A 22344-nucleotide genomic window follows, 5' to 3' on the forward strand; every position below is an offset into this window, starting at 1 on the left:
TGTAACGACATGAGACAATCCCTGACTTTCATACCAACTCTTCGAGAGGTGCCAGCAGATGCTGAGGCAAAAAGTCACCAGCTCTTAGTAAGAGCTGGGTTCATTAGACAAAACACAAGCGGAATCTATCATTATCTGCCGCTTGCTCATAAAGTCATCCAGCATATTCAATCCATCGTTCGTAAGGAGATGGAAAAGGCGGGAGCAGCTGAGCTGTTAATGCCAGTGCTGCAGCAGGCAGAAATGTGGCAAGAGTCAGGAAGATGGTATACATACGGTCCAGAATTGATGCGTATGAAAGATCGTCATGGCCGTGAGTTTGCACTTGGCCCAACGCACGAAGAAGTGATTACATCACTTGTACGCAGCGAAGTGAAATCGTATAAGAAGCTTCCTTTAACTCTTTATCAAATTCAATCAAAATTCCGCGACGAACAGAGACCGCGTTTTGGGCTACTACGCGGACGTGAATTTATTATGAAGGATGCGTACTCATTCCATTCTTCACCAGAAAGCCTTGATGACACTTACAACAAGATGTTTACAGCTTACTCCAATGTATTCTCAAAAGTAGGTCTTAATTTTAGACCAGTTATTGCAGATTCTGGTGCAATGGGAGGAAAAGATACACATGAGTTTATGGCACTGTCAGAAGTAGGAGAAGATACAATCGCATACTCTGATACATCTTCCTATGCTGCGAACATTGAAATGGCTGAAGCTGTTTATCGAGGAGAAGAAACAAATCCTGCGGACTTCAAAGAACTTGAAAAAGTCCATACACCGCAAGCAAAAACGATTCAAGACATCGCTGGATTTTTAGAAGTTGATCCTTCTCTTTGTATCAAGTCTGTTTTGTTTAAAGCAGATGATGCGTATGTTCTCATCCTGACGAGAGGCGACCATGAAGTAAATGATGTGAAAGTGAAAAACTTGGTAGGAGCACAGCTTGTAGAGCTTGCTACTCGCGAAGAAGTACTAGAAGTCATTGGAACAGAGCCTGGATTTGTTGGTCCAGTGAAGCTGGAAGCAGAAGTCGATATTTATGCAGACCTTGCGGTTAAAGGCATGACAAATGCTGTTGCAGGTGCAAACGAAGCGGATTATCACTTTGTCAATGTCAATCCTGCGCGTGATGTGTCAGTGAAAGAATTCACAGATCTCCGTTTGATCCAAGAAGGCGACGTTTCTCCAGATGGAGAAGGCACAATCCAGTTTGCTAAAGGGATTGAAGTAGGACAAGTCTTTAAACTAGGCACTCGTTATTCTGAGTCAATGGATGCGACGTACCTTGATGAGAATGGTCGAGCGCAGCCAATGATTATGGGCTGCTATGGTATCGGTATCTCTAGAACGCTTTCAGCGATTGTTGAACAGCATCACGATGAGAAAGGAATCATTTGGCCGGAAGCTGTTGCGCCATATGACCTTCATCTCCTTGCATTAAATATGAAAAACGATGCTCAAAAAGAGCTAGCTGAAACGTTATACGAGCGCTTAGAAGATGAGGGCTTTGACGTACTTTTCGATGACCGTCAGGAGCGAGCAGGCGTGAAATTTGCAGACAGTGATTTAATTGGGCTGCCAATTCGCATTAGCTGCGGAAAACGTTCAGAAGAAGGCATTGTTGAAGTGAAGTTTAGAAAATCAGGGGAATCACACGAAGTATCTGTTGATGAGCTGATTTCTTTTATACGCCAAGCATAAAAAACGAACAAAAAAATGAAGGTACCTCCTGTAGAAAAGAGGTACCTTTCTGATTGACAAAAGGAGGGTCCTGTCTTGGATGAACAATTACCGATCACACGGCGGCAATTTCATATATTACTCAATCAGATTCAAATGACAGATGATGACCTCAGTCGTTACTTTGAAGAAGGAGAAATCGTCAAATTGACGGTGCATAAGGCGGCGAAAACGTGGCATTTCCTTTTTAAATTTAAGGCGCTTTTGCCTTACAAGGTATATGCCATGTTTCTCAGCAGGCTGACAAATGCATTTTCTCATATTGCACAAGTCACTTGCACGATTGAAGTCAATGATTCGAGCATCTCTGAAGAGCTCGTTCAATCGTATTGGTCACATTGTGTGGAAGAGCTTCAAGGAATTTCTCCTCCAATTATCAGCTTGCTTCAGCAGCAAAAACCATCGCTGTCTGGACATAAAATCATCATCAAAACGAAAAGCGAAACAGAGGCTTTGGCCATCAAGAAGAAGTACAGTCCAATGCTCCAGGCTGCTTTTAAACAAGTAGGCTTTCCAGAATTGCAATTTGATACAGAAATTTTTGTATCAGATCAAGAGATTCAGAAGTTCAGAGAACAAAAGCTTGCTGAAGATCAAGAAAGAGCGATGCAAGCCCTCACTGAGATGGAGAAGAAGGAAAGTGAGGAGCAGGAAGAAGGTCCGTCTGGCCCACTCATGATTGGCTATCAAATTAAAGACAATGAAGAAATTCGTACGCTTGATAGTATTATGGATGAGGAAAGAAGAATCACCGTTCAGGGCTATGTATTCGATGCAGAAACGCGTGAGCTGAAAAGCGGCAGAACGCTTTGTATCTTTAAAATTACAGATTATACAAACAGTATTTTAATTAAAATGTTTGCAAGAGAAAAAGAAGATGCCCAGCTGATGAAATCATTGAAAAAAGGCATGTGGGTCAAAGCAAGAGGAAGCATTCAAAACGATACGTTTGTTAGAGACCTTGTCATGATTGCCAATGACGTCAATGAAATGAAACCTCAGCTGAAAGAGGATACGGCACCTGAGGGTGAAAAGCGTGTCGAGCTTCATTTGCATTCCCCAATGAGTCAAATGGATGCTGTTACTGGCATCGGCAAGTTGGTGGAACAAGCAAAAAAATGGGGACATGAAGCGATTGCTCTGACGGATCATGCGGTTGTACAATCCTTCCCAGATGCGTATGCAGCAAGTAAAAAGCATGACATCAAAATGATGTATGGTGTGGAAATCAACTTGGTTGACGACGGAGTACCTATTGCCTATAATCCAGAGCACCGTTTGTTAGAGGATGCAACGTATGTTGTATTTGACGTAGAGACAACTGGACTTTCAGCTGTGTATGACACGATTATTGAGCTGGCAGCAGTGAAAATAAAGGGCGGAGAAATCATTGACCGTTTTGAGGCATTTGCAAATCCTCATCACCCACTATCAGCGACAACGATCGAATTAACAGGTATCACGGATGATATGGTCAAAGATGCTCCAGATGTCGTCGATGTCGTACGGGATTTCAAAGAATGGATTGGACAAGATATCCTTGTTGCGCACAATGCAAGCTTTGATATGGGCTTTTTAAATACAGCGTACAAACGCCTGTTAAAAACAGATAAAGCGTCAAACCCTGTGATTGATACACTGGAACTTGGCCGATTCCTTTACCCAGAATTTAAGAATCACCGGCTGAACACACTTTGTAAAAAGTTCGATATAGAACTGACGCAGCATCACCGGGCCATTTACGATGCAGAGGCGACAGGCTACCTCATGCTGAAAATGCTAAAAGATGCGGCTGAAAAGGATATTGCCTATCACGATCAATTGAATGAAAACATGGGTCAGTCTAATGCTTACCAGCGCTCACGTCCTTACCATGCCATTCTGATCGCACAAAATGAGACAGGGCTGAAAAATTTATTCAAGCTTGTTTCTCTTTCTCATATTCATTATTTCTACCGAGTGCCGCGCATTCCGCGCTCACAGCTTGAGAAATATCGAGAAGGTTTAATTATTGGGTCTGCCTGTGATAAGGGTGAAGTGTTTGAAGGAATGATGCAAAAATCACCTGATGAGGTGGAAGACATTGCAGCATTTTATGACTATTTAGAAGTTCATCCGCCAGAAGTGTATCAGCATCTGCTGCAGCTGGAGCTTGTTCGAGATGAACGTGCGTTAAAAGAAATCATCACAAACATTGTGAAGCTTGGCGAAAAGCTGAATAAACCAGTCGTAGCAACCGGAAATGTGCATTATCTGCATCCAGAAGACAAAATTTATCGTAAAATCTTAATTTCATCACAAGGTGGAGCAAATCCGCTGAATCGTCATGAACTGCCAAAAGTTCATTTTAGAACGACAGATGAAATGCTTGAAGCATTCTCCTTTCTAGGAGAGGAAAAAGCGAAAGAGATCGTCGTGACGAATACGAAAAAAGTCTCTGAGATGGTCGAAAGCATTAAACCAATCAAAGATGACCTATACACACCAAAAATTGAAGGTGCAGATGAAGAAGTACGGGAAATGAGCTATCAAATGGCGCGCAGCATCTATGGAGATGATTTGCCGAAAATCGTAGAAGACCGTATTGAGAAAGAATTAAAAAGTATTATCGGGCATGGATTCGCCGTTATTTACTTAATCTCTCATAAGCTTGTAAAGAAATCACTTGATGACGGATATCTTGTTGGTTCAAGGGGATCTGTCGGCTCATCTCTTGTTGCAACTTTAACAGAGATTACCGAAGTGAACCCGCTTGCGCCGCATTATGTATGTCCAAGCTGTAAGCATTCCGAGTTCTTTAACGACGGATCTGTTGGTTCAGGCTTTGACCTTCCTGACAAGGACTGCCCGGAATGTGGCACGCCGTACAAAAAAGACGGACATGATATTCCGTTTGAAACGTTCTTAGGTTTTAAAGGAGACAAAGTCCCTGATATCGACTTGAACTTCTCAGGTGAATATCAGCCGATTGCCCATAACTATACGAAAGAGCTGTTCGGTGAAGAGTATGTATACCGAGCAGGTACGATTGGTACTGTTGCAGAAAAAACAGCATATGGTTACGTGAAAGGCTACGCTGGAGATCATAATCTTCATATGAGGGGCGCAGAAATCGACCGGCTTGTACAAGGCTGTACAGGGGTAAAACGGACAACGGGCCAGCATCCAGGCGGTATTATTGTAGTGCCGGATTATATGGACATTTACGATTTCTCACCTATTCAATTTCCAGCAGATGCGACAGGTTCTGATTGGAAAACGACGCATTTTGATTTCCACTCAATCCATGACAACTTGCTCAAACTTGATATACTAGGGCACGATGATCCTACGGTTATTCGTATGCTTCAGGATTTAAGCGGAATTGATCCAAAGACGATTCCAACAGATGATCCAGAAGTGATGAAAATTTTCCAAGGAACAGAGCCTCTTGGTGTAACAGAGGAGCAAATTGGCTGTAAAACAGGTACACTCGGTATTCCAGAGTTTGGGACAAGGTTTGTTCGGCAAATGCTTGAGGATACAAAACCAACAACCTTCTCAGAGCTCGTTCAGATCTCTGGATTATCACACGGGACGGATGTATGGCTCGGGAATGCGCAAGAGCTCATTCACAATAAAACGTGTGAACTAAGTGAAGTGATTGGGTGCCGTGACGATATTATGGTCTATCTCATCTATCAGGGCTTAGAGCCGTCACTTGCCTTTAAAATCATGGAGTCTGTTCGTAAAGGAAAAGGACTTCCCCCTGAATGGGAAGAAGAAATGAAGAATAATAATGTACCGAACTGGTATATTGATTCTTGTAAAAAGATCAAATACATGTTCCCTAAGGCCCACGCAGCTGCTTATGTATTAATGGCTGTACGGATTGCCTACTTTAAGGTGCATCATGCACTTTTATACTATGCGGCTTACTTTACCGTTCGTGCAGATGACTTTGATATTGAAACAATGACAAAAGGATCGAATGCGATTCGAGCGGTCATGGACGATATTAACTCAAAAGGTTTAGATGCTTCACCGAAAGAAAAGAACCTATTAACTGTACTAGAGCTTGCCCTTGAAATGTGTGAAAGAGGCTACCATTTCAAAAAAGTGGATCTCTATCGATCAAGTGCAACAGAGTTTATCATTGATGGAGATGGATTAATTCCGCCATTCAACTCAATCCCTGGACTCGGAACGAACGTTGCGTTAAATATTGTTCGCGCACGTCAAGATGGGGAATTCCTTTCAAAAGAGGATTTACAAAAACGCGGAAAAGTGTCGAAAACGATTCTAGAATATTTAGATCGTCAAGGCTGCTTAGAAGCACTTCCTGATCAAAACCAGCTTTCTTTGTTTTAATGCGATCAATGAAGAGCGCCCTTAAAGGGGCGTTTCTTTTTTATATATACAATAATATTATTATGTTAACTAATAAAGAATTTCCACCAAATGGAATCATTTTCTAATTCATTCATATACCTTGATTTAGCGTGATGTTTTAAAAGAAGAGATTGTATGTCATTCTTTCTACCCAAATAGAGCAAAAAAGAGAATTTCGCCGTCTGAAATGTTCTCAATCGACATATGATCATTCTGGGTACAGTCACAGAAAGAATCAAGAGAAAAAAACTTCGATGAGCGCAAAGCTGATTGCTGTTTACTATGCTTATTTTTGAAACATATTTGATTCTTTTCAAAGCTGTTCAAATCACGTTCTGAATCAAAGGAGGTGGCTTGTCTATTCATGTTTGACTAAATAGAAGGGGTGAGTCATACAGAAATGGCATCGTATAACTATGTAGAGGTTCTTCAAAAATCCTTGTTGTTTTATGAAGCGCAGCGGTCTGGAAAACTGCCTAAAAGCAGCCGTCTCAACTGGCGGGGAGATTCTGGACTAGAGGACGGGAAGGATGTAGGGCATGACTTAACTGGCGGCTGGTATGACGCAGGTGATCATGTGAAATTTGGACTTCCAATGGCGTACTCAGCAGCTGTGCTTGCATGGACAGTATATGAATACCGAGAAGCCTATGAAGAGGCAGAACTGCTTGATGACATCCTCGATCAAATCAGGTGGGCAACAGATTATTTTTTGAAAGCTCATACAGGTCCGAACGAGTTTTGGGCGCAGGTAGGTGATGGGAACGCTGATCATGCTTGGTGGGGACCGGCAGAAGTGATGCCGATGAGCCGGCCAGCTTTTAAAATTGATGAAAATTGTCCAGGAACAGAAGTGGCCGCACAAACTGCGGCAGCTTTAGCAGCGGGCTCTATCATTTTTAAAGAGACAGATGCCCCTTATGCAGCAAAGCTTCTGACGCACGCGAAACAGCTGTATGAATTTGCTGACAGGTATCGCGGCGAGTATACAGATTGTGTCACAAACGCTCAGCCGTTTTACAACTCATGGAGCGGCTATATTGATGAACTCATTTGGGGGGGAATCTGGCTGTACTTGGCAACAAATGAAGAAACCTATTTAAATCAAGCATTAAAAGCTGTAGAGGAATGGCCGAAGGATTGGGATTATACGTTTACCATGTCTTGGGACAATACTTTTTTTGCTTCGCAAATCTTACTCGCCAGAATCACGAAAGAGAATCGATTTATAGAATCGACTGAGCGTAATCTTGATTACTGGACCACAGGTTTTGTTCAAAATGGAAAAGTCGAAAGAATCACTTATACGCCTGGCGGTTTGGCATGGCTTGATCAATGGGGCTCGCTTCGTTATACAGCAAATGCAGCATTTTTAGCCTTTGTTTACGCTGATTGGGTGTCAGATGAAGAAAAAAAGAATCGATACCAAACGTTTGCGATCAACCAAACTCACTATATGCTTGGTGATAATCCGCTTAATAGAAGCTATGTCGTTGGGTTTGGCCAGAACCCGCCGAAGCATCCACACCACCGAACTGCACACGGTTCATGGTCTAATCAACTGACAAATCCTTCGAATCATCGTCACACTCTTTATGGGGCGCTCGTTGGCGGACCTAATGCACAGGATCAATATGACGATGACATCTCTGATTATGTATCAAACGAGGTGGCGACGGACTATAATGCCGCTTTTACAGGAAATATAGCCAAAATGGTGCAGCTGTTTGGAAAAGGGCAATCAAAGCTGCCAAATTTCCCGCCTCAAGAACAACCAGAGGATGAGTTTTTTGTAGAGGCAGCAGTGATGAATAATGATACAACATCTACTCAAGTAAAGGCGGTTCTATACAACCGGTCCGGATGGCCGGCTAGACGTAGTCAAACGCTCTCCTTTAGATATTACGTCAATCTGAGTGAGGTCTTTGCAAAGGGATTCACTGAAAAAGATATTCAAGTGACAGCCGCCTACAATGAAGGCGCTTCCTTATCTCCGCTCAAGGTATATGACGCATCAGCTCACGTGTATTATGCAGAAATTGATTTTACGGGCGTAGCGATTTTTCCTGGAGGAGAATCAGAGCATAAGAAGGAAATACAATTTCGATTATCTGCACCAAATGGGTCGAATGTATGGGATGCCTCAAATGATTATTCCTTTCAAGGCTTAACATCCAATATGCAAAAAACAACGAGAATTCCTGTTTTTGATGATGGTGCTTTAGTATTTGGTACACTTCCAGACAAATAAAAATCAAGATTTTTTGAAAGGGTGAAGGATTTGTCAAACAAAGAACGGTTTTTAACGCTTTATCATCAAATTAAAAGTGATGGGAATGGATATTTTTCATCAGAAGGAATTCCGTATCATTCAATTGAGACGCTTATTTGCGAAGCGCCTGATTATGGGCATATGACAACGTCAGAAGCGTATAGCTATTGGCTGTGGCTAGAGGTGTTGTACGGACATTACACAGGGGATTGGAGCAAATTAGAGGCAGCCTGGGACAATATGGAGAAGTACATCATCCCAGTAAATGAAGATGGAAATGATGAGCAGCCGCATATGAGCGCCTACAATCCTTCTAGCCCAGCCACATACGCAGCGGAAAAACCATATCCAGATCAATATCCTAGTCAGCTGAGCGGAGCTCGTCCTGCTGGTCAAGATCCGATTGATGGTGAATTGAAATCAACCTATGGAACGAATGAAACGTATTTAATGCACTGGCTGCTTGATGTCGATAACTGGTATAAATATGGGAACTTACTCAATCCATCACATACAGCCGCATATGTAAACACGTTCCAGCGCGGGCCGCAGGAATCTGTATGGGAGGCGATCCCACATCCATCACAAGATGATCAATCTTTTGGGAAGCCAAATGAAGGCTTTATGAGCTTGTTCACAAAAGAAAACCAAGCACCAGCTGCTCAGTGGCGCTATACCAATGCGACGGATGCTGATGCGCGTGCAATACAAGCGATGTATTGGGCAAAGGAACTCGGCTACAATAATTCAACCTATCTTGATAAAGCGAAAAAAATGGGTGATTTTCTCCGTTACGGTATGTACGATAAGTATTTTCAAACGATTGGAAGTGGCAAGCAAGGGAATCCGTACCCTGGAAACGGAAAGGGTGCCTGTCATTACTTAATGGCGTGGTATACCTCTTGGGGCGGAGGACTTGGCGACTATGCAAACTGGTCATGGCGTATCGGAGCGAGCCACTGCCACCAAGGGTATCAAAACCCTGTCGCCGCTTATGCTTTGTCCTCAGACAAAGGTGGTTTAAAGCCATCTTCCGCTACCGGTGCAAGCGATTGGGAAAAAACATTAAAAAGGCAGCTTGAATTTTATGTATGGCTTCAATCAAAAGAGGGAGCGATAGCAGGAGGCGCAACCAATAGCTGGAATGGAGACTATAGTGCATATCCGGCGGGAAGAAGTACTTTTTATGATATGGCATATGAGGATGCACCTGTTTACCATGATCCGCCTTCTAATAACTGGTTTGGGATGCAGGCATGGCCGATGGAGCGCGTAGCAGAGCTTTATTATATTTTTGTGAAAGATGGAGACAAAACTTCTGAAAATGTCCAAATGGCGAAATCTTGTATCACAAAATGGGTCGACTATGCATTAGATTACATTTTTATCGGCAGCCGTCCTGTGTCGGATGAAGAGGGGTATTTCTTAGATGACCAAGGACAAAGAATTCTAGGAGGAACAAATGCTGCTGTTGCTACAACGAGTGCACCTGGCGAGTTTTGGCTTCCTGGAAATATTGCTTGGAGCGGACAGCCTGACACGTGGAATGGGTTCCAGTCTGCAACAGGAAATCCAAACTTAACAGCTGTCACAAAAGATCCAACTCAGGATACGGGCGTACTAGGGAGTCTCGTCAAGGCTTTAACATTCTTTGCTGCTGCTACTAAGCTAGAAACAGGGGATTATACAGCGCTTGGCGTAAAAGCGAAAGATGCAGCCGCACAGCTCCTTGAGGTGGCGTGGAATTACAATGATGGCGTGGGCATTGTGACAGAGGAAGACAGAGAGGACTATGACCGCTTCTTTAAAAAAGAAGTGTATTTCCCAAATGGTTGGAGCGGGACCTTTGGTCAAGGGAATCAGATTCCTGGATCAAGCACTATTCCTTCTGATCCGCAGCGAGGAGGTAATGGGGTCTATACGAGTTTTGCTGATCTTCGTCCAAACATTAAACAAGATCCAGCATGGTCTTCACTCGAGAGTAAATATCAGTCTTCATTTAATGAAGCAACAGGCAAATGGGAGAATGGGGCACCGGTTTTCACCTATCACCGTTTTTGGTCACAAGTGGATATGGCCACTGCCTACGCAGAATATCATCGTCTAATCAACTAGCAGGTGAAATTTAAGCTGCCGGTTTCTTTGAGCCGGCAGTTTGTTTAAGAAATATAAATACAGTGAAGATAAGGGTGTTTTTACATGGTCAAAGAAAGAAGTTTTCTTCATCAATCAATAAACAAGGGCGAAAATGAGCAGATCAATCTGATGTGGAAAAAAGAGGCGAATGATCGAATCTCAGAGCATAGACAAAGAGATCTTGAAATAAACGTCACAAATCACGATAAAAAGCCAATAGCAGGAATAGAGGTTGAGTTGAAGCAAATTAGGCATGAATTTGCATTTGGTTCAGCGATGAATGACCAAGTGTTATTTAATCAACAATATGCCGATTTTTTTGTGAAGCATTTTAATTGGGCTGTTTTTGAAAATGAGGCAAAATGGTATGCAAATGAGCCGGAAAGAGGGAGAATCACCTACGAAAAAGCAGATGCGATGCTGAATTTTGCAGATAAACATCAACTTCCAGTAAGGGGGCACGCTTTATTTTGGGAGGTAGAGGATGCCAATCCAAGCTGGCTGAGGTCACTACCGAATCACGAAGTGTATGAAGCCATGAAAAACCGGCTTGAGCATGCGGGCAATCACTTTAAAGGAAGATTCCGTCACTGGGATGTAAACAATGAAATGATGCATGGTTCATTTTTTAAAGACCGATTCGGGAAAAATATTTGGAAATGGATGTATGAAGAAACGAAAAAAATTGACCCTCAAGCACGATTGTTTGTGAATGATTATAATGTGATCTCATATGGTGAGCACCATGCTTATAAAGCACATATCAATGAACTTCGTCAGTTAGGCGCACCTATTGAGGCGATTGGTGTACAAGGACATTTTGAAGAACGGGTCGATCCAGCCGTTGTAAAAGAGAGGCTCGATGTGCTTGCTGAGCTTGGACTTCCTATATGGGTTACAGAGTACGACTCTGTTCACCCTGACGCTAATAGAAGAGCGGATAACCTAGAGGCTTTATATCGTGTCGCATTTAGTCATCCAGCCGTAAAAGGAGTGCTAATGTGGGGATTTTGGGCAGGTGCCCATTGGAGAGGTGAGCATGCGGCCATCGTGAATTACGATTGGTCTTTAAATGAAGCAGGTAGACGTTACGAAAAGCTTCTAAATGAGTGGACGACACAAAGAGTTGAAAAAACAGATGCTAATGGCAATGTGACATGTCGAGCATTTCACGGGACATATGAGATTCGAATCGGTAAAGAAAGTAAACTGTTGAAACAGCAGACAATTGAACTTGATTCAAATGAAAAAACACCACTTCGGCTAGATGTGATCATACCTGAAGAAGGATAGATTGTGAGGAGAATGTAATTGAAAAAGTGGACTCAAAGAGTGTCCTTCTTCATAATTGTGGTCGCTATATGGGCCGGATGGTTTTCACTGACGATTAAAGCCGCCGCTTATGTACAGACGTCTGGCACACAATTTACGCTGAACAATCAACCATTTTACTTTGCTGGTACAAATAATTACTATTTCCATTACAAATCTAAAAAGATGGTAGATGCAGTGTTCGATGATATGAAAGCAATGAATTTAAAGGTCTTACGTATTTGGGGATTTCACGACGGAGCCCCTCAAGAAAACTCCGTTTTACAATCTAGTCCAGGGGTCTATGAAGAATCGGGTTTTCAAAAACTAGATTATGCGATTTATAAAGCGGGGCAGGAAGGAATAAAACTTGTCATTCCACTAGTGAACAATTGGGATGACTTTGGCGGGATGAATCAATACGTAAAGTGGTTCAATGCAGGATCACATGATGCCTTTTATACAGATCCTCGTATTCAACATGCTTACAAAAATTATGTGCGTTATGTTTTAGAAAGAACGAATACGTACACAGGTGTTCAATATAAGGACGATCCAGCTATTATGACTTGGGAACTAGCCAATGAGCCGCGTGTGCAGTCAGATCCAACGGGTAATATACTAGTCAAATGGGCAGATGAAATGAGTACATGGGTCAAATCGCTGGATCGTCACCATCTTGTTGCAGTAGGAGATGAAGGATTTTTTCGCATACCAGGCCATGAAGATTGGTTTTACAGAGGCGGAGAAGGCGTCGATTGGGACCGTTTGACAGCTCTCTCTAATATCGATTATGGAACCTACCATCTGTACCCAGATCATTGGAACAAGTCTGCTGCTTGGGGAGTGAAATGGATCGAAGACCATATCACCCGCGGGAAGACAATCGGAAAACCAGTTGTGTTAGAAGAGTTTGGCTATCAAAATCAATCAGCACGTCCTGACGTATACCAAAGCTGGCTGTCAGAGGTTGAGCGGCTCGGAGGGGCTGGTAGTCAATTTTGGATTTTAACAAGCATTCAAGACGATGATTCTCTCTATCCCGATTATGACGGTTTCCGCATCATAAAAGGGAGCAGGGAGGCAGCCCTTATCAGTGAACATGCGAAAAGAATGAACGAAAAGAACTGATGGCGAATGCTTGCTGAATAAGGAACTTCATTTGCTGTTTATATTGCTTAAACCAAGTTTTCAGAAAGGATCAAGTGACAGAAGGTATTTATGAGATTTCGTTCCCCATAAAAAAGGAGGTGGTTATTTTTATTTTTTATCTTAATTTGTAAAAAACATTTCCAATAACTTGACTAAATGGAAATTTAATTCTATACTCTGTAGTACAGAGTTCTTTGTGGAAGAGGAGTTTATTTATGCCGAATGAAAAATCGAATAATTCAGAAATATTAGAGAATTTATCTCATATCAAGACGATTACAAACTATAAAACAGAGTATTGTAAACAAACAAGTATTTATTTTATCATTTGGGGCCTTATTTGGATAATGGGGTATTCAATACCTTTACTTTTTGCTAATCCAATAACTATAGGTGTCTTTTGGCTTGTTTTAGGTATTGTGGGCTGGGTTATCACTTTAACTACATATTTTAAACAAAGGAAAATGATACCAATGCCCTTGTTTTTAAGAACTCAATTGCAATACACATGGCTTGGCCTTGGAATCATTTTAGGTATCTTTATTTTTTTAATATGTGTTGGTTTATTACCATATACAGTAGATAATTTACCCTTTTATATTGTTTTATTGGTATCCATAATGTATTTACTTTTAGGTATTGTTCTAGCTAAAGAGATTTTTATTATGGGGTTCTGGTTAAGTGTTTTAGGTGTAACTACATTTTTATTATTTCCTAGTTTAATGAACATTATTTTTGCTTTTATTGGTGGAGGAAGTTTGTTATTAACTGGTGTGATTTTAAAAAGAAAAGGACAAGGAAATGAGTAATGTCAATAGTTTAAATGATTTAATCCATCCAAAAGTCCGGTTAGGGATTATGAGTTTATTAATGATTTATGAAACATGTGATTTTACCTTCTTAAAAGGTTCTTTATCTGTAACAGACGGGAATTTGGGCTCGCATTTGAAAAAATTAGAAGAAGCTGGCTATGTGCTAATTACAAAGACCTTTGTGGATAAAAAACCAAAAACAATAGTTAGTATAACAGATTTAGGAGAGCACGCTTACAAAGAATATTTGAGTGTTATTGAAGCCATTTTAAAAAACAAATGAGATGAAAGGAAAGGGTGCCGAATGTTGAAAATAGAAAACGTCAGTAAAAAATACGGAGCTTCCCAAGCGTTAAGAAGTATTACATTAACGATTCCAGAAGGAGTTTGTTATGGATTAATAGGTCCAAATGGCTCTGGTAAATCAACCTTAATGAAAATTATATCTCATATAATTAAATCTTATGAAGGCAAAGTTGAGCATGTTGGTGAGTCTAAAAGTGCGCTAGGCTACATCCCCCAAGACATCAGCTTGGAGGAAAAATTAACAGCTAAAGTAAATATGGAGTTTTTTGGACAGATTTATGGTTTAAAAGGGAAGAAATTAGATGAAAGAGTAGAAAAAACACTAAAAGATGTAGGGTTGTGGGAAAGAGCAAATGATATAGTTGAACATTTTTCAGGAGGAATGAAACGCCGTTTGAATATTGGCTGCGCTCTCATGCACGCCCCTGAGTTAATTCTTTTAGATGAACCGACAGTGGGGGTAGATCCTCAATCAAGACGCTATATTTTTGACATAATCAACAAATTGAAGGAAGAGGGAAGAACTATTATCTATGTTAGTCATTATATGGAGGAAATAGAGAGTTTATGTGATTATGTGGCTTTCATTGATAAAGGAAAAATTGTTGAAGAAGGAAAAATAGGTGAACTTTTGAATCGTTATGCAGAAACATCTGTCTTTTTTGATTCTATGATTCCTAATAAAACATTAACTAGTCTCGGGTATGATTTTGTAACTTATCAAGGCGGTGTGTTAGTTAAAACAACAAAACCCTTAGAAACTTTAGAAGATTTGGCTAAACTGAGTAAAAAAGAATCATTGGTTCCCCAACAATTATCTTTGTACAGACCTAGACTCGAAGATGTATTTTTTCAATTAACAGGAACAGATTTACGTGATCAATTCCAATAAAAATGTCTTTATGAATGAAAACCACTCTCGTATTTTAATTCATATAACTTATAAGAGTGATTGACATAGTTAAGAGGCATACATCAAACGAACAGAATTACCTTGTGTGAACCTTCAATTTAAAATAATAAGTAGGTTAGTTAAGATTATTTGACTAATTATAATTAAATACATCTATAAATGGTAAAATAATTAAAAAATGTGATTATTTTAAAAGTGATATAAGAAAGCGAATTAAATTAATATAACGGGAGTGATTTTTATGTGGCCATTAGTCCGCATCGAATCCATAAAACAAGTGAAAGATCGATCTTTGTTGTTCTGGACCATTTTGTTGCCAGTTGCTTCAATTATTCTTTTAATAGAATTATTTACATCAGGTAGTTCACAAGCACAAAAAACATTAGTTGCTTCTCAATCGGTTACAGGAATGAGTGTGTTTTTTTCCACATTTGTTATTATTTCAATTGTAATTAGCTTTGTAAAAGATCGAGAGAAAGGAATTGTGGCAAGGCTGGCAAGTACTCCCTTACAGCCGCATAATTTTTTTCTTGGAAAGTGTGTTCCGTTCTTTGTCATCATTTTATTTCAAGTTTTGTTGTTAACCATTTTGGGTGTTTACTTATATGGTATTGAAATCACACAATACAGCTCGTATTTCTTAGTAGTTGTCCTATTATCAATGCAAGTCACTTCATGGGGAGTAGCCATCGCCGCATTTGCTAAAACTGAGAATACAGGTTTAGTGATGACGAACATGATTGCTTTAGGGACAGCGGTTGCTTGTGGTTTATGGACTCCATTTGATCAATTACCTAGTTATTTAAAAATAATTGGAATGCTCTTCCCACAGTATTGGGCACATCAAGGCTTAGTGCAATCAGTATCAACACTACCCGGGGGGGAGAATTTGATCTTAGTAACAGTAGTCCTTATAGGTTATACACTGTTAGGATTTATTCTTTCGTTGGTTGGTTATAAAAAATATATAAAGAGAGCCAGAGGCTAGGCTAAAAAAATTTCAGCTGAATGTTATGCACATAAACTAACTTAAATTTTAATGATTTATCTAAACTTCAATTAGTCTATTTCTAGAACGTTGACCGAAAAATCAATACTTGTAAGCCGTCTTTTTATATAAAAGGAGTGGGGCAATGTTAAGTGAAAAGTTAGAATTATATGTTGAAAGTTGTTTTCGGCCATATAAAAAAGACAAAACATATGAAGAAAAGAAAAAAGAATTATTAGAGATGCTTGGAAAAGTTAAATTAAAACTGGATAATGCTGGAACAAAAGATGAAGAAGTTCAGGATATGCTTATTGAAAAGCTGAAATCAGGTGAAATAAGCATTGATGTCAATACATTAGATATTGATGATCATAACCGAGTAGAGCATGTGAAAAAAATATTTGTTAATGCTGATTTAGATTGGTTGACTTTTATAAATGTTAAGTATAAGTTGTGCGATTTTAAAGGGCTATCGATCGTACAAAAAGTGATGAACCATTCAGAATTTAATGGGTGTTATCTGAGAAAAATGAATGTTAGCAATTCTAAAATTTCCACATCAACTTTTGAAAAGAGTGATTTGACTCAATCTCATTTTGAACATTGTGAGATAACGAATTCATCTTTATATGGCTGTCATTTACCCAATGTTCGTATTGATGAATCAACTTTAATAAATGTTTCATTTGAAAATTGTTATTTTAAAAACATCTCTTTTGAGAATTCTAAATTAATAAATGTTAATTTCAAATCATGTACGTTTAAAAAATTAAATTTTATTGGAGTGACAATGGATAAAATGACCTATTATATCTTAGAAGGAGAAGGGGCTGATTTAAGCGGTGTGAAAGTAATCGATAGTTAATGTAGTAGGCTGTTGAGAAAAATCTCAATAGCCTTTTTTGTTTTATCCACTATCTCTAGATTACCCCATTAGTATCATGATCACCGTGTCTTTGGGTTGAAATTCAAATATATGTAAGAGAAATAGTTGTGTTGAGAATTTAAATTGAAGTACAAGAATTAGTTTAATTATAAGAGGGAGCTTTACAAAAGCGAGTTAAATGCAAGGTTTTCGTTAAGGAGTGTGGAAAATTTCTATTTTTCCAAATAAAAGATGACCACACACCTAACTAATCTGCTTCGCTAAGTGTGTGGGAGGTTTTTTCAATCATATATATTACGAAAAAACCTAAAGTTGATTAGAAAGTTGAAGAACTTGAGATGATTGTTGTGCAAGTGCAGCGCGCAGCCATTGGTTCAAATAAATGTTGACCTTCCCCATGTACCTTAGCAGACAAAGCAGTTGGAATTGTAATTTTAGTCATCTTTAAACCTCCTTAAATAAAATTTATCAACATAGATTATGTAGTTGATATATTACATATGATGGTTCATAAGTCTTTATTTGTCAATAATTAAGTGTGAAAGTTTTATATTTTCTGAAAAGTACATTGATAACACCAAAAAAGTGTGGTTTAATATGACCATGGAAAATAATACTATAATTAAAATTTTATGTATTTAAAGTCATTATATGGTCTAGATGTTATTTTTTAATTGAGGGGTGATGTTAATTTGGATCAATTATTTTGGGTATTTAGATATTAAGTTAAGTAAATGTATGAAAAAAGTCGAGGTTAACTATGTTATGAAGAACTCAAAAAGAAGATTACTATTTCTGTTAAAAGTTTAATCATTTTATCTAACTGAGAGATAAGAAAGAGAAAAGAGGGAAGTGCTGTTTATGAGTATTCATTATGTCGGTATTAGAGAACCAATAAAAGTCTATTTAGAGAAGATGAAAGTTGATTATGACGACTACCCTGTTCAAGTTATTGATTTGGGCGGAGCGGTCAATTATGACAAAGAATTTTTTATAAATAATACTGATTTTCAAACGGAAACAATTCTTTTATCTAATAGAAGGCATAATGTCGAGGATGAACTAGGTTCTCTTGAAAGTGAATTATTGAAAATTTATCAGAATAGTATACTTTATAGGACTTCACCGCTTGATATCAATATAGAACTTTATAGAGGATGGGCAGGTGCTACTGGAAAATTAATAACTGCATTTTCTCCCGAGGGAGTTAATTGGATTAATACAATTGATGTTATAAAGGCATGTTTGATCCCTAAAAAAGATGTTAGAAGTCGCGCTGGAAAAGCATATGATTTAACAGGGCCAGAGTTAGTAAGTATGAGTAGGCTTAAGGATATCTTTGAAAAGGATTTAGACATGAAAATTGAATTATATTGTAAAAGTAAAGAAGAGGTTATAACAATTTTATCCCAAAATAATATGCCTTTAGATGTATTAGAATGGTTAGTCGGATTTCAGGAATATTCTTCTTCAAAACAATTACAGCCATTTACGAAAACGCTAGAACAAATAATTGGTCATCCCCCAACAAGTGCACAATTATTTAAAAATACAAATTAGTTATTCTTAAAGGAGGAATAATGTATGTTTGTTAAAGAACAAGAAAGCACGAGATATAAATTAGCACCACACGTTACGCTGGGTAAATTAGAAGACAGTTTGATTGGTTTAAAAGCGCAAACTGTCACCAAAATTGAAGGTGAAGGAATTATTGAATTTATTCAAGAAATTTCTAATCATCTCACGAAAGATAATGGGGTTTCAATTAAAGAGCTAGAGGAGAATTTTGAAATTGAGAGTGATCAATTAAAACATGTCCTCGAATTTTTAGTTGCGAATGGAATATGTGTTAAGACTGATATGAACTTTGATTTGACTGCGCTTTTGTCTTATGAAAGAGCCGGTGGCCAAGTATTGGTTGAAGATATACTAGATCGTTTAAAAACAGGGATTGTTGAAGTGATTGCGCAGGATCACAATCCAGTTGCTGTAGAATTCATTCGTCATTTGCAAGAGGCAGGGCTACATGTAGTGCTTAAGGGAGAAATAACTAAGCAACCAAATATCAGGGTTGCTATTGGTAAATCTCATTTAGATCCGATTTTGGAAGAAATAAATGACCTAGCATTAGAAGACCATATACCTTGGTTAAGCATTGTGCCATATGATGGACAGACATCTTGGGTAGGTCCATTTTTCATACCACATCAATCAGCTTGTTTACATTGTTATAACCTTCGAAAATCAGCGAACTTTTCTGACGAAGTACTGCGTTCAGACTTAATGAAAATCAAACCTGTAAATCCTGAAAAGAAGCCGGTTTATCATATGCCGATTAATTTAGTTCAAATCGGGATTGCAAGTAATTTAATTCTAGAATGGCTCACTTTAAAAGATTACGCACCAAGTGCAACACCAGGTGGATTTACAACAATTAATTTAGATGATAAGGGAGTATCTGTTCATAATCATCGTGTTTATAGAGTACCAAGATGCCCTAAGTGTTCTCCAGCTGCAGATACCGGTTTTCCTCAAGTTTGGTTTCATGGTGAGGTGAAAAATTAATTATGGTTAATAAATGGACAACATTAGAAGAGTCATGGGAGATACTTGACCAATTGGCGGATCCTTATGTTGGGATAGTCCGTAGAGAGTATAGAAAACTCAGAGACGTTGATGATATATGGGGTCATTCATATGGAGCGCATGGTACAGACAGCAATATTTTATTTGGAGTACCATCTAATTCTTATAATGGGGGAGGGTCTGCTAATCCAGCAGCAGCCAGATTAGCAGCTATAGGTGAAACGGTAGAAAGATATAGTGCAGCTTATTTACCTTTAAACTCTGATGTAGTTTGTTTTGGAACACAAAAGGACTTAATCAATGAAAACAAATCAGTAATTGGCTTTGATAAGTGGGAAATGTATGCTGTCACCCAATATGAAGATCCGAATTTTCCTCATAATGTATGGAATGAAGATACAAAATTATGGTGGAGAAAAGGTCATATTGCTGAAAATAATGAAGAAGTTTGGACGCCTGCTCAATTAATTCATATTGCAAACTATACTGAGTGGCCAGGAGACCCAAATATTGGTCATGCAACTAGTAATGGACTAGCATGTGGTATTACATATCAAGAAGCGGCAATCTCAGGTTTATTTGAAACAATTGAAAGAGATGCATTTATGCTTACTTGGTACAATAAGTTAAGTTTACCGCAGATCGATATTAATACTTCACCTAGATTAAAACATTTCTATGAACGATATATTAAACCTACATCTCTTGATTTGCATTTAGTAGATATGACCGTTTTTTCTGGTGTACCTACTATTTTGGCAGTGATAAGAAATCCTCATACAGATTTAGCTCCATTTGCTATTGGCGCTGCCTCTGCTCATTCAATTGAAAGAGCATGTGAGAAAGCTGCAATAGAGGGAATGTATACAAGAACTTGGGTAAAAACAGAACAACGATTAGGGAATGCGCTAGTAGATGTAGATTATCATCGTGATATAAATAGTTTTGAAGATCATATTAAACTCTATGCTGGAACAGCTATTGTGAAAGAAGCTGATTTTTTAACTGCGAGTAAGAAATTAGTGGATGTTAATGATTATACACCGTTTGATGATGGTTCTCCAGATATCTTATGGACTAGTCTCGTCAGTCATTTATCAAAACAAGGATATCATGTAGCAACTTTTGATTTAACCAGTCCTGATATAAAAGATGCTGGTGCATATGTCGTAAAATCAATTATTCCTGGATATAAACCGATTGACGTTCTATATAGAGGTAGAATGTTGGGTGGAGAACGAATTTTAAAACATTCTTATCAATTAGGTTTAGTAGATAAACCTTTTAAATTAGAAGAACTGAATCCAATTCCGCATCCATTTCCTTAATATCGTAGAAAGGTGATTAAATATATGAATAGTATTGAAAGACATGCTACTAATTTGGCTGATGTTGTGTATGGAAACGAAGCATTACGGTTTGATGATCCTTCTGAAAATTGGTTTGAAGCAACAAAAATCTATAGAGGTTCAATGGCATGGGACGCACCTGGTGTTGCAGGACTGCTTCGATCTCAAACTTTGCAAAAGATTGCTACACATGCAAGTAAAAGATTTGATGACCTACCATTAATTTCACTACCTAAACCATTAAATACAAATATATCTTTAGACGATGTCATTAAGGGACGAAGAAGTGCAGATTATTTTAGCGGGGGGAGTGTTTCATTAGAACAACTCTCAACAGTTTTACAGAAGAGTTATGGATTGGTAGAGCGTAAAGAAGGACCTAGACGTCCTATACCATCTGGTGGTGCGCTCTATCCTCTAGATCTATATATTGTAGCCAATAAAGTGGATACTTTAGACAAAGGTGTTTATCATTTCGATCCGTATAGAAGAGGATTGACTAAAATGGGTGATTACTCCGAAAAAGAATTTGAGAAAATAATGTTACAAGAAGAATCAGTTCAAGATTTTGCATTTGCTATAGTCATTTCAGCTAATTTTTGGCGTTCTCGATTTAAGTATGGACATCGTTCTTATCGCTTTGTTTTTATGGAGGCAGGACATGTCATGCAAAATATGATCATGCTATCTACTGCACAGAAGATTAATAGTCGACCGTTCGGAGGGTTTATCGATGATGAGTTGATGGAATTGATCGGTGGATTTAATGGGGTAGATGATGCCCCAATTTATACATTGATTGCGGGTACTTAAATAAATGATTTCAATCATAGCAGCTTTAGGGATCCTCATTCACTTTTTGGGTCCCTTAAGTTCTAAAATGGTTGTCAAAATCATGAGAGATAAATCAACAACCAATCGAAGGCTAACAACATATATCACACCTCAGAGGAGCTATGATGGACTCACCATTATCGGAGCTTCTATATGCTGTGGTGCGCTTTCTCAAGAACTCTTTGTTGAAGTCTCCAATAGTAAAAATGTATTTGGTATTTTATTTTTCTTTTTGTTAGGAGTACTTTTACCATCAGTGCTATGGAAAATAAAAAACAAAGTGATTGTATTTAAAGGTAGATATGCTGTCAATGTTGATTCAATCGTTTTTCTTCCATTGACTGCTCTATCAGAAGAAGTAATTTGGCGCTTTATTCTTCCGGCTTTATTAATGAATTTATGGGAATCTATTGCAATATCAATCTGTGTAAGTTCGATAGGATTTATATTGCTGCATATACCATTAGGCGGTGCTAAGTCAACTGCTTATATGTCTCTTTTTACATTAATTACAGTTATTTCATACTTTGCATTTGGGATTTTAGCAGCGATAGCATTTCATATTTCTCATAATTTGTTCATTCATTTTTTTCACCCTCTCAAAGTAAAGGAATTCAAAACGAAACCTCCCGTATTATCTGAAACTGACTGGTGAGGCTTTTATAAAGGTGGTAAACCCTGT

The 22344-nt window shown here is 38.6% G+C and carries 17 protein-coding genes; 16 read left to right on the top strand and 1 reads right to left on the bottom strand.

Going from position 1 to position 22344, the window contains the following annotated elements; all coding sequences use genetic code 11:
• Positions 1 to 9: 9 nt before the first annotated feature.
• The 11 genes from MHH54_RS08105 to MHH54_RS08155 all read left to right on the top strand — a co-directional run bounded on the left by MHH54_RS08105 (position 10) and on the right by MHH54_RS08155 (position 16872).
• Positions 10 to 1707, top strand: coding sequence for a proline--tRNA ligase (locus MHH54_RS08105; protein WP_106028948.1), 1698 nt, complete (start codon positions 10 to 12; stop codon positions 1705 to 1707).
• A gap of 135 nt (positions 1708 to 1842) precedes the next feature.
• Positions 1843 to 6096 carry a PolC-type DNA polymerase III gene (locus MHH54_RS08110; protein WP_229200392.1) on the top strand — a complete coding sequence of 1418 codons (4254 nt, stop codon included), beginning with the start codon at positions 1843 to 1845 and terminating at the stop codon, positions 6094 to 6096.
• Between the two features lie 421 nt (positions 6097 to 6517).
• Positions 6518 to 8368, top strand: coding sequence for a glycoside hydrolase family 9 protein (locus MHH54_RS08115; RefSeq protein WP_226805187.1), 1851 nt, complete (start codon positions 6518 to 6520; stop codon positions 8366 to 8368).
• Positions 8369 to 8398: 30 nt separating this feature from the next.
• Positions 8399 to 10504 carry a glycoside hydrolase family 48 protein gene (locus tag MHH54_RS08120; RefSeq protein ID WP_003210908.1) on the top strand — a complete coding sequence of 702 codons (2106 nt, stop codon included), beginning with the start codon at positions 8399 to 8401 and terminating at the stop codon, positions 10502 to 10504.
• Positions 10505 to 10588: 84 nt separating this feature from the next.
• Positions 10589 to 11818 (top strand): endo-1,4-beta-xylanase, encoded by a 1230-nt coding sequence (locus MHH54_RS08125; protein WP_106032953.1) that lies wholly within the window; start codon positions 10589 to 10591, stop codon positions 11816 to 11818.
• Between the two features lie 18 nt (positions 11819 to 11836).
• Positions 11837 to 12967 carry a cellulase family glycosylhydrolase gene (locus MHH54_RS08130; protein ID WP_342500845.1) on the top strand — a complete coding sequence of 377 codons (1131 nt, stop codon included), beginning with the start codon at positions 11837 to 11839 and terminating at the stop codon, positions 12965 to 12967.
• Between the two features lie 236 nt (positions 12968 to 13203).
• Positions 13204 to 13797: a hypothetical protein gene (locus tag MHH54_RS08135; RefSeq protein WP_003211448.1), complete on the top strand. Its 594-nt coding sequence runs from the start codon at positions 13204 to 13206 to the stop codon at positions 13795 to 13797.
• Complete coding sequence (locus MHH54_RS08140; protein WP_034619900.1) at positions 13790 to 14083, top strand: transcriptional regulator; 294 nt, start codon at positions 13790 to 13792, stop codon at positions 14081 to 14083. Before MHH54_RS08135 ends, MHH54_RS08140 begins: the two co-directional genes overlap by 8 nt.
• A 21-nt stretch (positions 14084 to 14104) precedes the next feature.
• Entirely contained in the window at positions 14105 to 14998 is an 894-nt protein-coding gene (locus MHH54_RS08145) for an ABC transporter ATP-binding protein (protein ID WP_003211121.1), read from the top strand.
• Between the two features lie 262 nt (positions 14999 to 15260).
• A complete protein-coding gene (locus MHH54_RS08150) occupies positions 15261 to 16007 on the top strand; it encodes an ABC transporter permease (RefSeq protein WP_003212220.1) in 747 nt (248 codons plus the stop codon).
• A gap of 145 nt (positions 16008 to 16152) precedes the next feature.
• Complete coding sequence (locus MHH54_RS08155; RefSeq protein ID WP_342500846.1) at positions 16153 to 16872, top strand: pentapeptide repeat-containing protein; 720 nt, start codon at positions 16153 to 16155, stop codon at positions 16870 to 16872.
• 337 nt (positions 16873 to 17209) lie between these two features.
• Here MHH54_RS08155 and MHH54_RS08160 read toward each other — a convergent pair whose 3' ends face one another.
• Complete coding sequence (locus MHH54_RS08160; protein WP_003212531.1) at positions 17210 to 17335, bottom strand: plantazolicin family TOMM peptide; 126 nt, start codon at positions 17333 to 17335, stop codon at positions 17210 to 17212.
• 419 nt (positions 17336 to 17754) lie between these two features.
• Between MHH54_RS08160 and MHH54_RS08165 the strand changes: the two genes are divergently transcribed.
• From MHH54_RS08165 to MHH54_RS08185, 5 genes are all read left to right on the top strand, one after another.
• A complete protein-coding gene (locus MHH54_RS08165; protein ID WP_003211085.1) occupies positions 17755 to 18453 on the top strand; it encodes a hypothetical protein in 699 nt (232 codons plus the stop codon).
• 24 nt (positions 18454 to 18477) lie between these two features.
• Positions 18478 to 19458 (top strand): TOMM precursor leader peptide-binding protein, encoded by a 981-nt coding sequence (locus MHH54_RS08170; protein WP_003210769.1) that lies wholly within the window; start codon positions 18478 to 18480, stop codon positions 19456 to 19458.
• A 2-nt stretch (positions 19459 to 19460) separates the two neighbouring features.
• Positions 19461 to 20807, top strand: a complete 1347-nt coding sequence (locus tag MHH54_RS08175; RefSeq protein ID WP_003211025.1) for a YcaO-like family protein — start codon at positions 19461 to 19463, stop codon at positions 20805 to 20807.
• Positions 20808 to 20831: 24 nt separating this feature from the next.
• Complete coding sequence (locus MHH54_RS08180; RefSeq protein WP_050945016.1) at positions 20832 to 21641, top strand: SagB/ThcOx family dehydrogenase; 810 nt, start codon at positions 20832 to 20834, stop codon at positions 21639 to 21641.
• An 82-nt stretch (positions 21642 to 21723) separates the two neighbouring features.
• A complete protein-coding gene (locus MHH54_RS08185; RefSeq protein ID WP_342500847.1) occupies positions 21724 to 22317 on the top strand; it encodes a CPBP family intramembrane glutamic endopeptidase in 594 nt (197 codons plus the stop codon).
• Positions 22318 to 22344: the final 27 nt, after the last annotated feature.

The organism is Bacillus sp. FSL K6-4563 (genome assembly GCF_038630405.1).
Lineage (GTDB): Bacteria > Bacillota > Bacilli > Bacillales > Bacillaceae > Bacillus > Bacillus pumilus.

Excerpts from the sequence above, each read along its gene's own strand:
- MHH54_RS08105 (WP_106028948.1), top strand. The coding sequence starts at position 10 with ATGAGACAATCCCTGACTTTCATACCAACTCTTCGAGAGGTGCCAGCA.
- MHH54_RS08110 (WP_229200392.1), top strand. The coding sequence starts at position 1,843 with ATGACAGATGATGACCTCAGTCGTTACTTTGAAGAAGGAGAAATCGTC.
- MHH54_RS08115 (WP_226805187.1), top strand. The coding sequence starts at position 6,518 with ATGGCATCGTATAACTATGTAGAGGTTCTTCAAAAATCCTTGTTGTTT.
- MHH54_RS08125 (WP_106032953.1), top strand. The coding sequence starts at position 10,589 with ATGGTCAAAGAAAGAAGTTTTCTTCATCAATCAATAAACAAGGGCGAA.
- MHH54_RS08135 (WP_003211448.1), top strand. The coding sequence starts at position 13,204 with ATGCCGAATGAAAAATCGAATAATTCAGAAATATTAGAGAATTTATCT.
- MHH54_RS08140 (WP_034619900.1), top strand. The coding sequence starts at position 13,790 with ATGAGTAATGTCAATAGTTTAAATGATTTAATCCATCCAAAAGTCCGG.
- MHH54_RS08145 (WP_003211121.1), top strand. The coding sequence starts at position 14,105 with ATGTTGAAAATAGAAAACGTCAGTAAAAAATACGGAGCTTCCCAAGCG.
- MHH54_RS08150 (WP_003212220.1), top strand. The coding sequence starts at position 15,261 with ATGTGGCCATTAGTCCGCATCGAATCCATAAAACAAGTGAAAGATCGA.
- MHH54_RS08155 (WP_342500846.1), top strand. The coding sequence starts at position 16,153 with ATGTTAAGTGAAAAGTTAGAATTATATGTTGAAAGTTGTTTTCGGCCA.
- MHH54_RS08160 (WP_003212531.1), bottom strand. The coding sequence starts at position 17,335 with ATGACTAAAATTACAATTCCAACTGCTTTGTCTGCTAAGGTACATGGG.
- MHH54_RS08165 (WP_003211085.1), top strand. The coding sequence starts at position 17,755 with ATGAGTATTCATTATGTCGGTATTAGAGAACCAATAAAAGTCTATTTA.
- MHH54_RS08170 (WP_003210769.1), top strand. The coding sequence starts at position 18,478 with ATGTTTGTTAAAGAACAAGAAAGCACGAGATATAAATTAGCACCACAC.
- MHH54_RS08175 (WP_003211025.1), top strand. The coding sequence starts at position 19,461 with ATGGTTAATAAATGGACAACATTAGAAGAGTCATGGGAGATACTTGAC.
- MHH54_RS08180 (WP_050945016.1), top strand. The coding sequence starts at position 20,832 with ATGAATAGTATTGAAAGACATGCTACTAATTTGGCTGATGTTGTGTAT.
- MHH54_RS08185 (WP_342500847.1), top strand. The coding sequence starts at position 21,724 with ATGAGAGATAAATCAACAACCAATCGAAGGCTAACAACATATATCACA.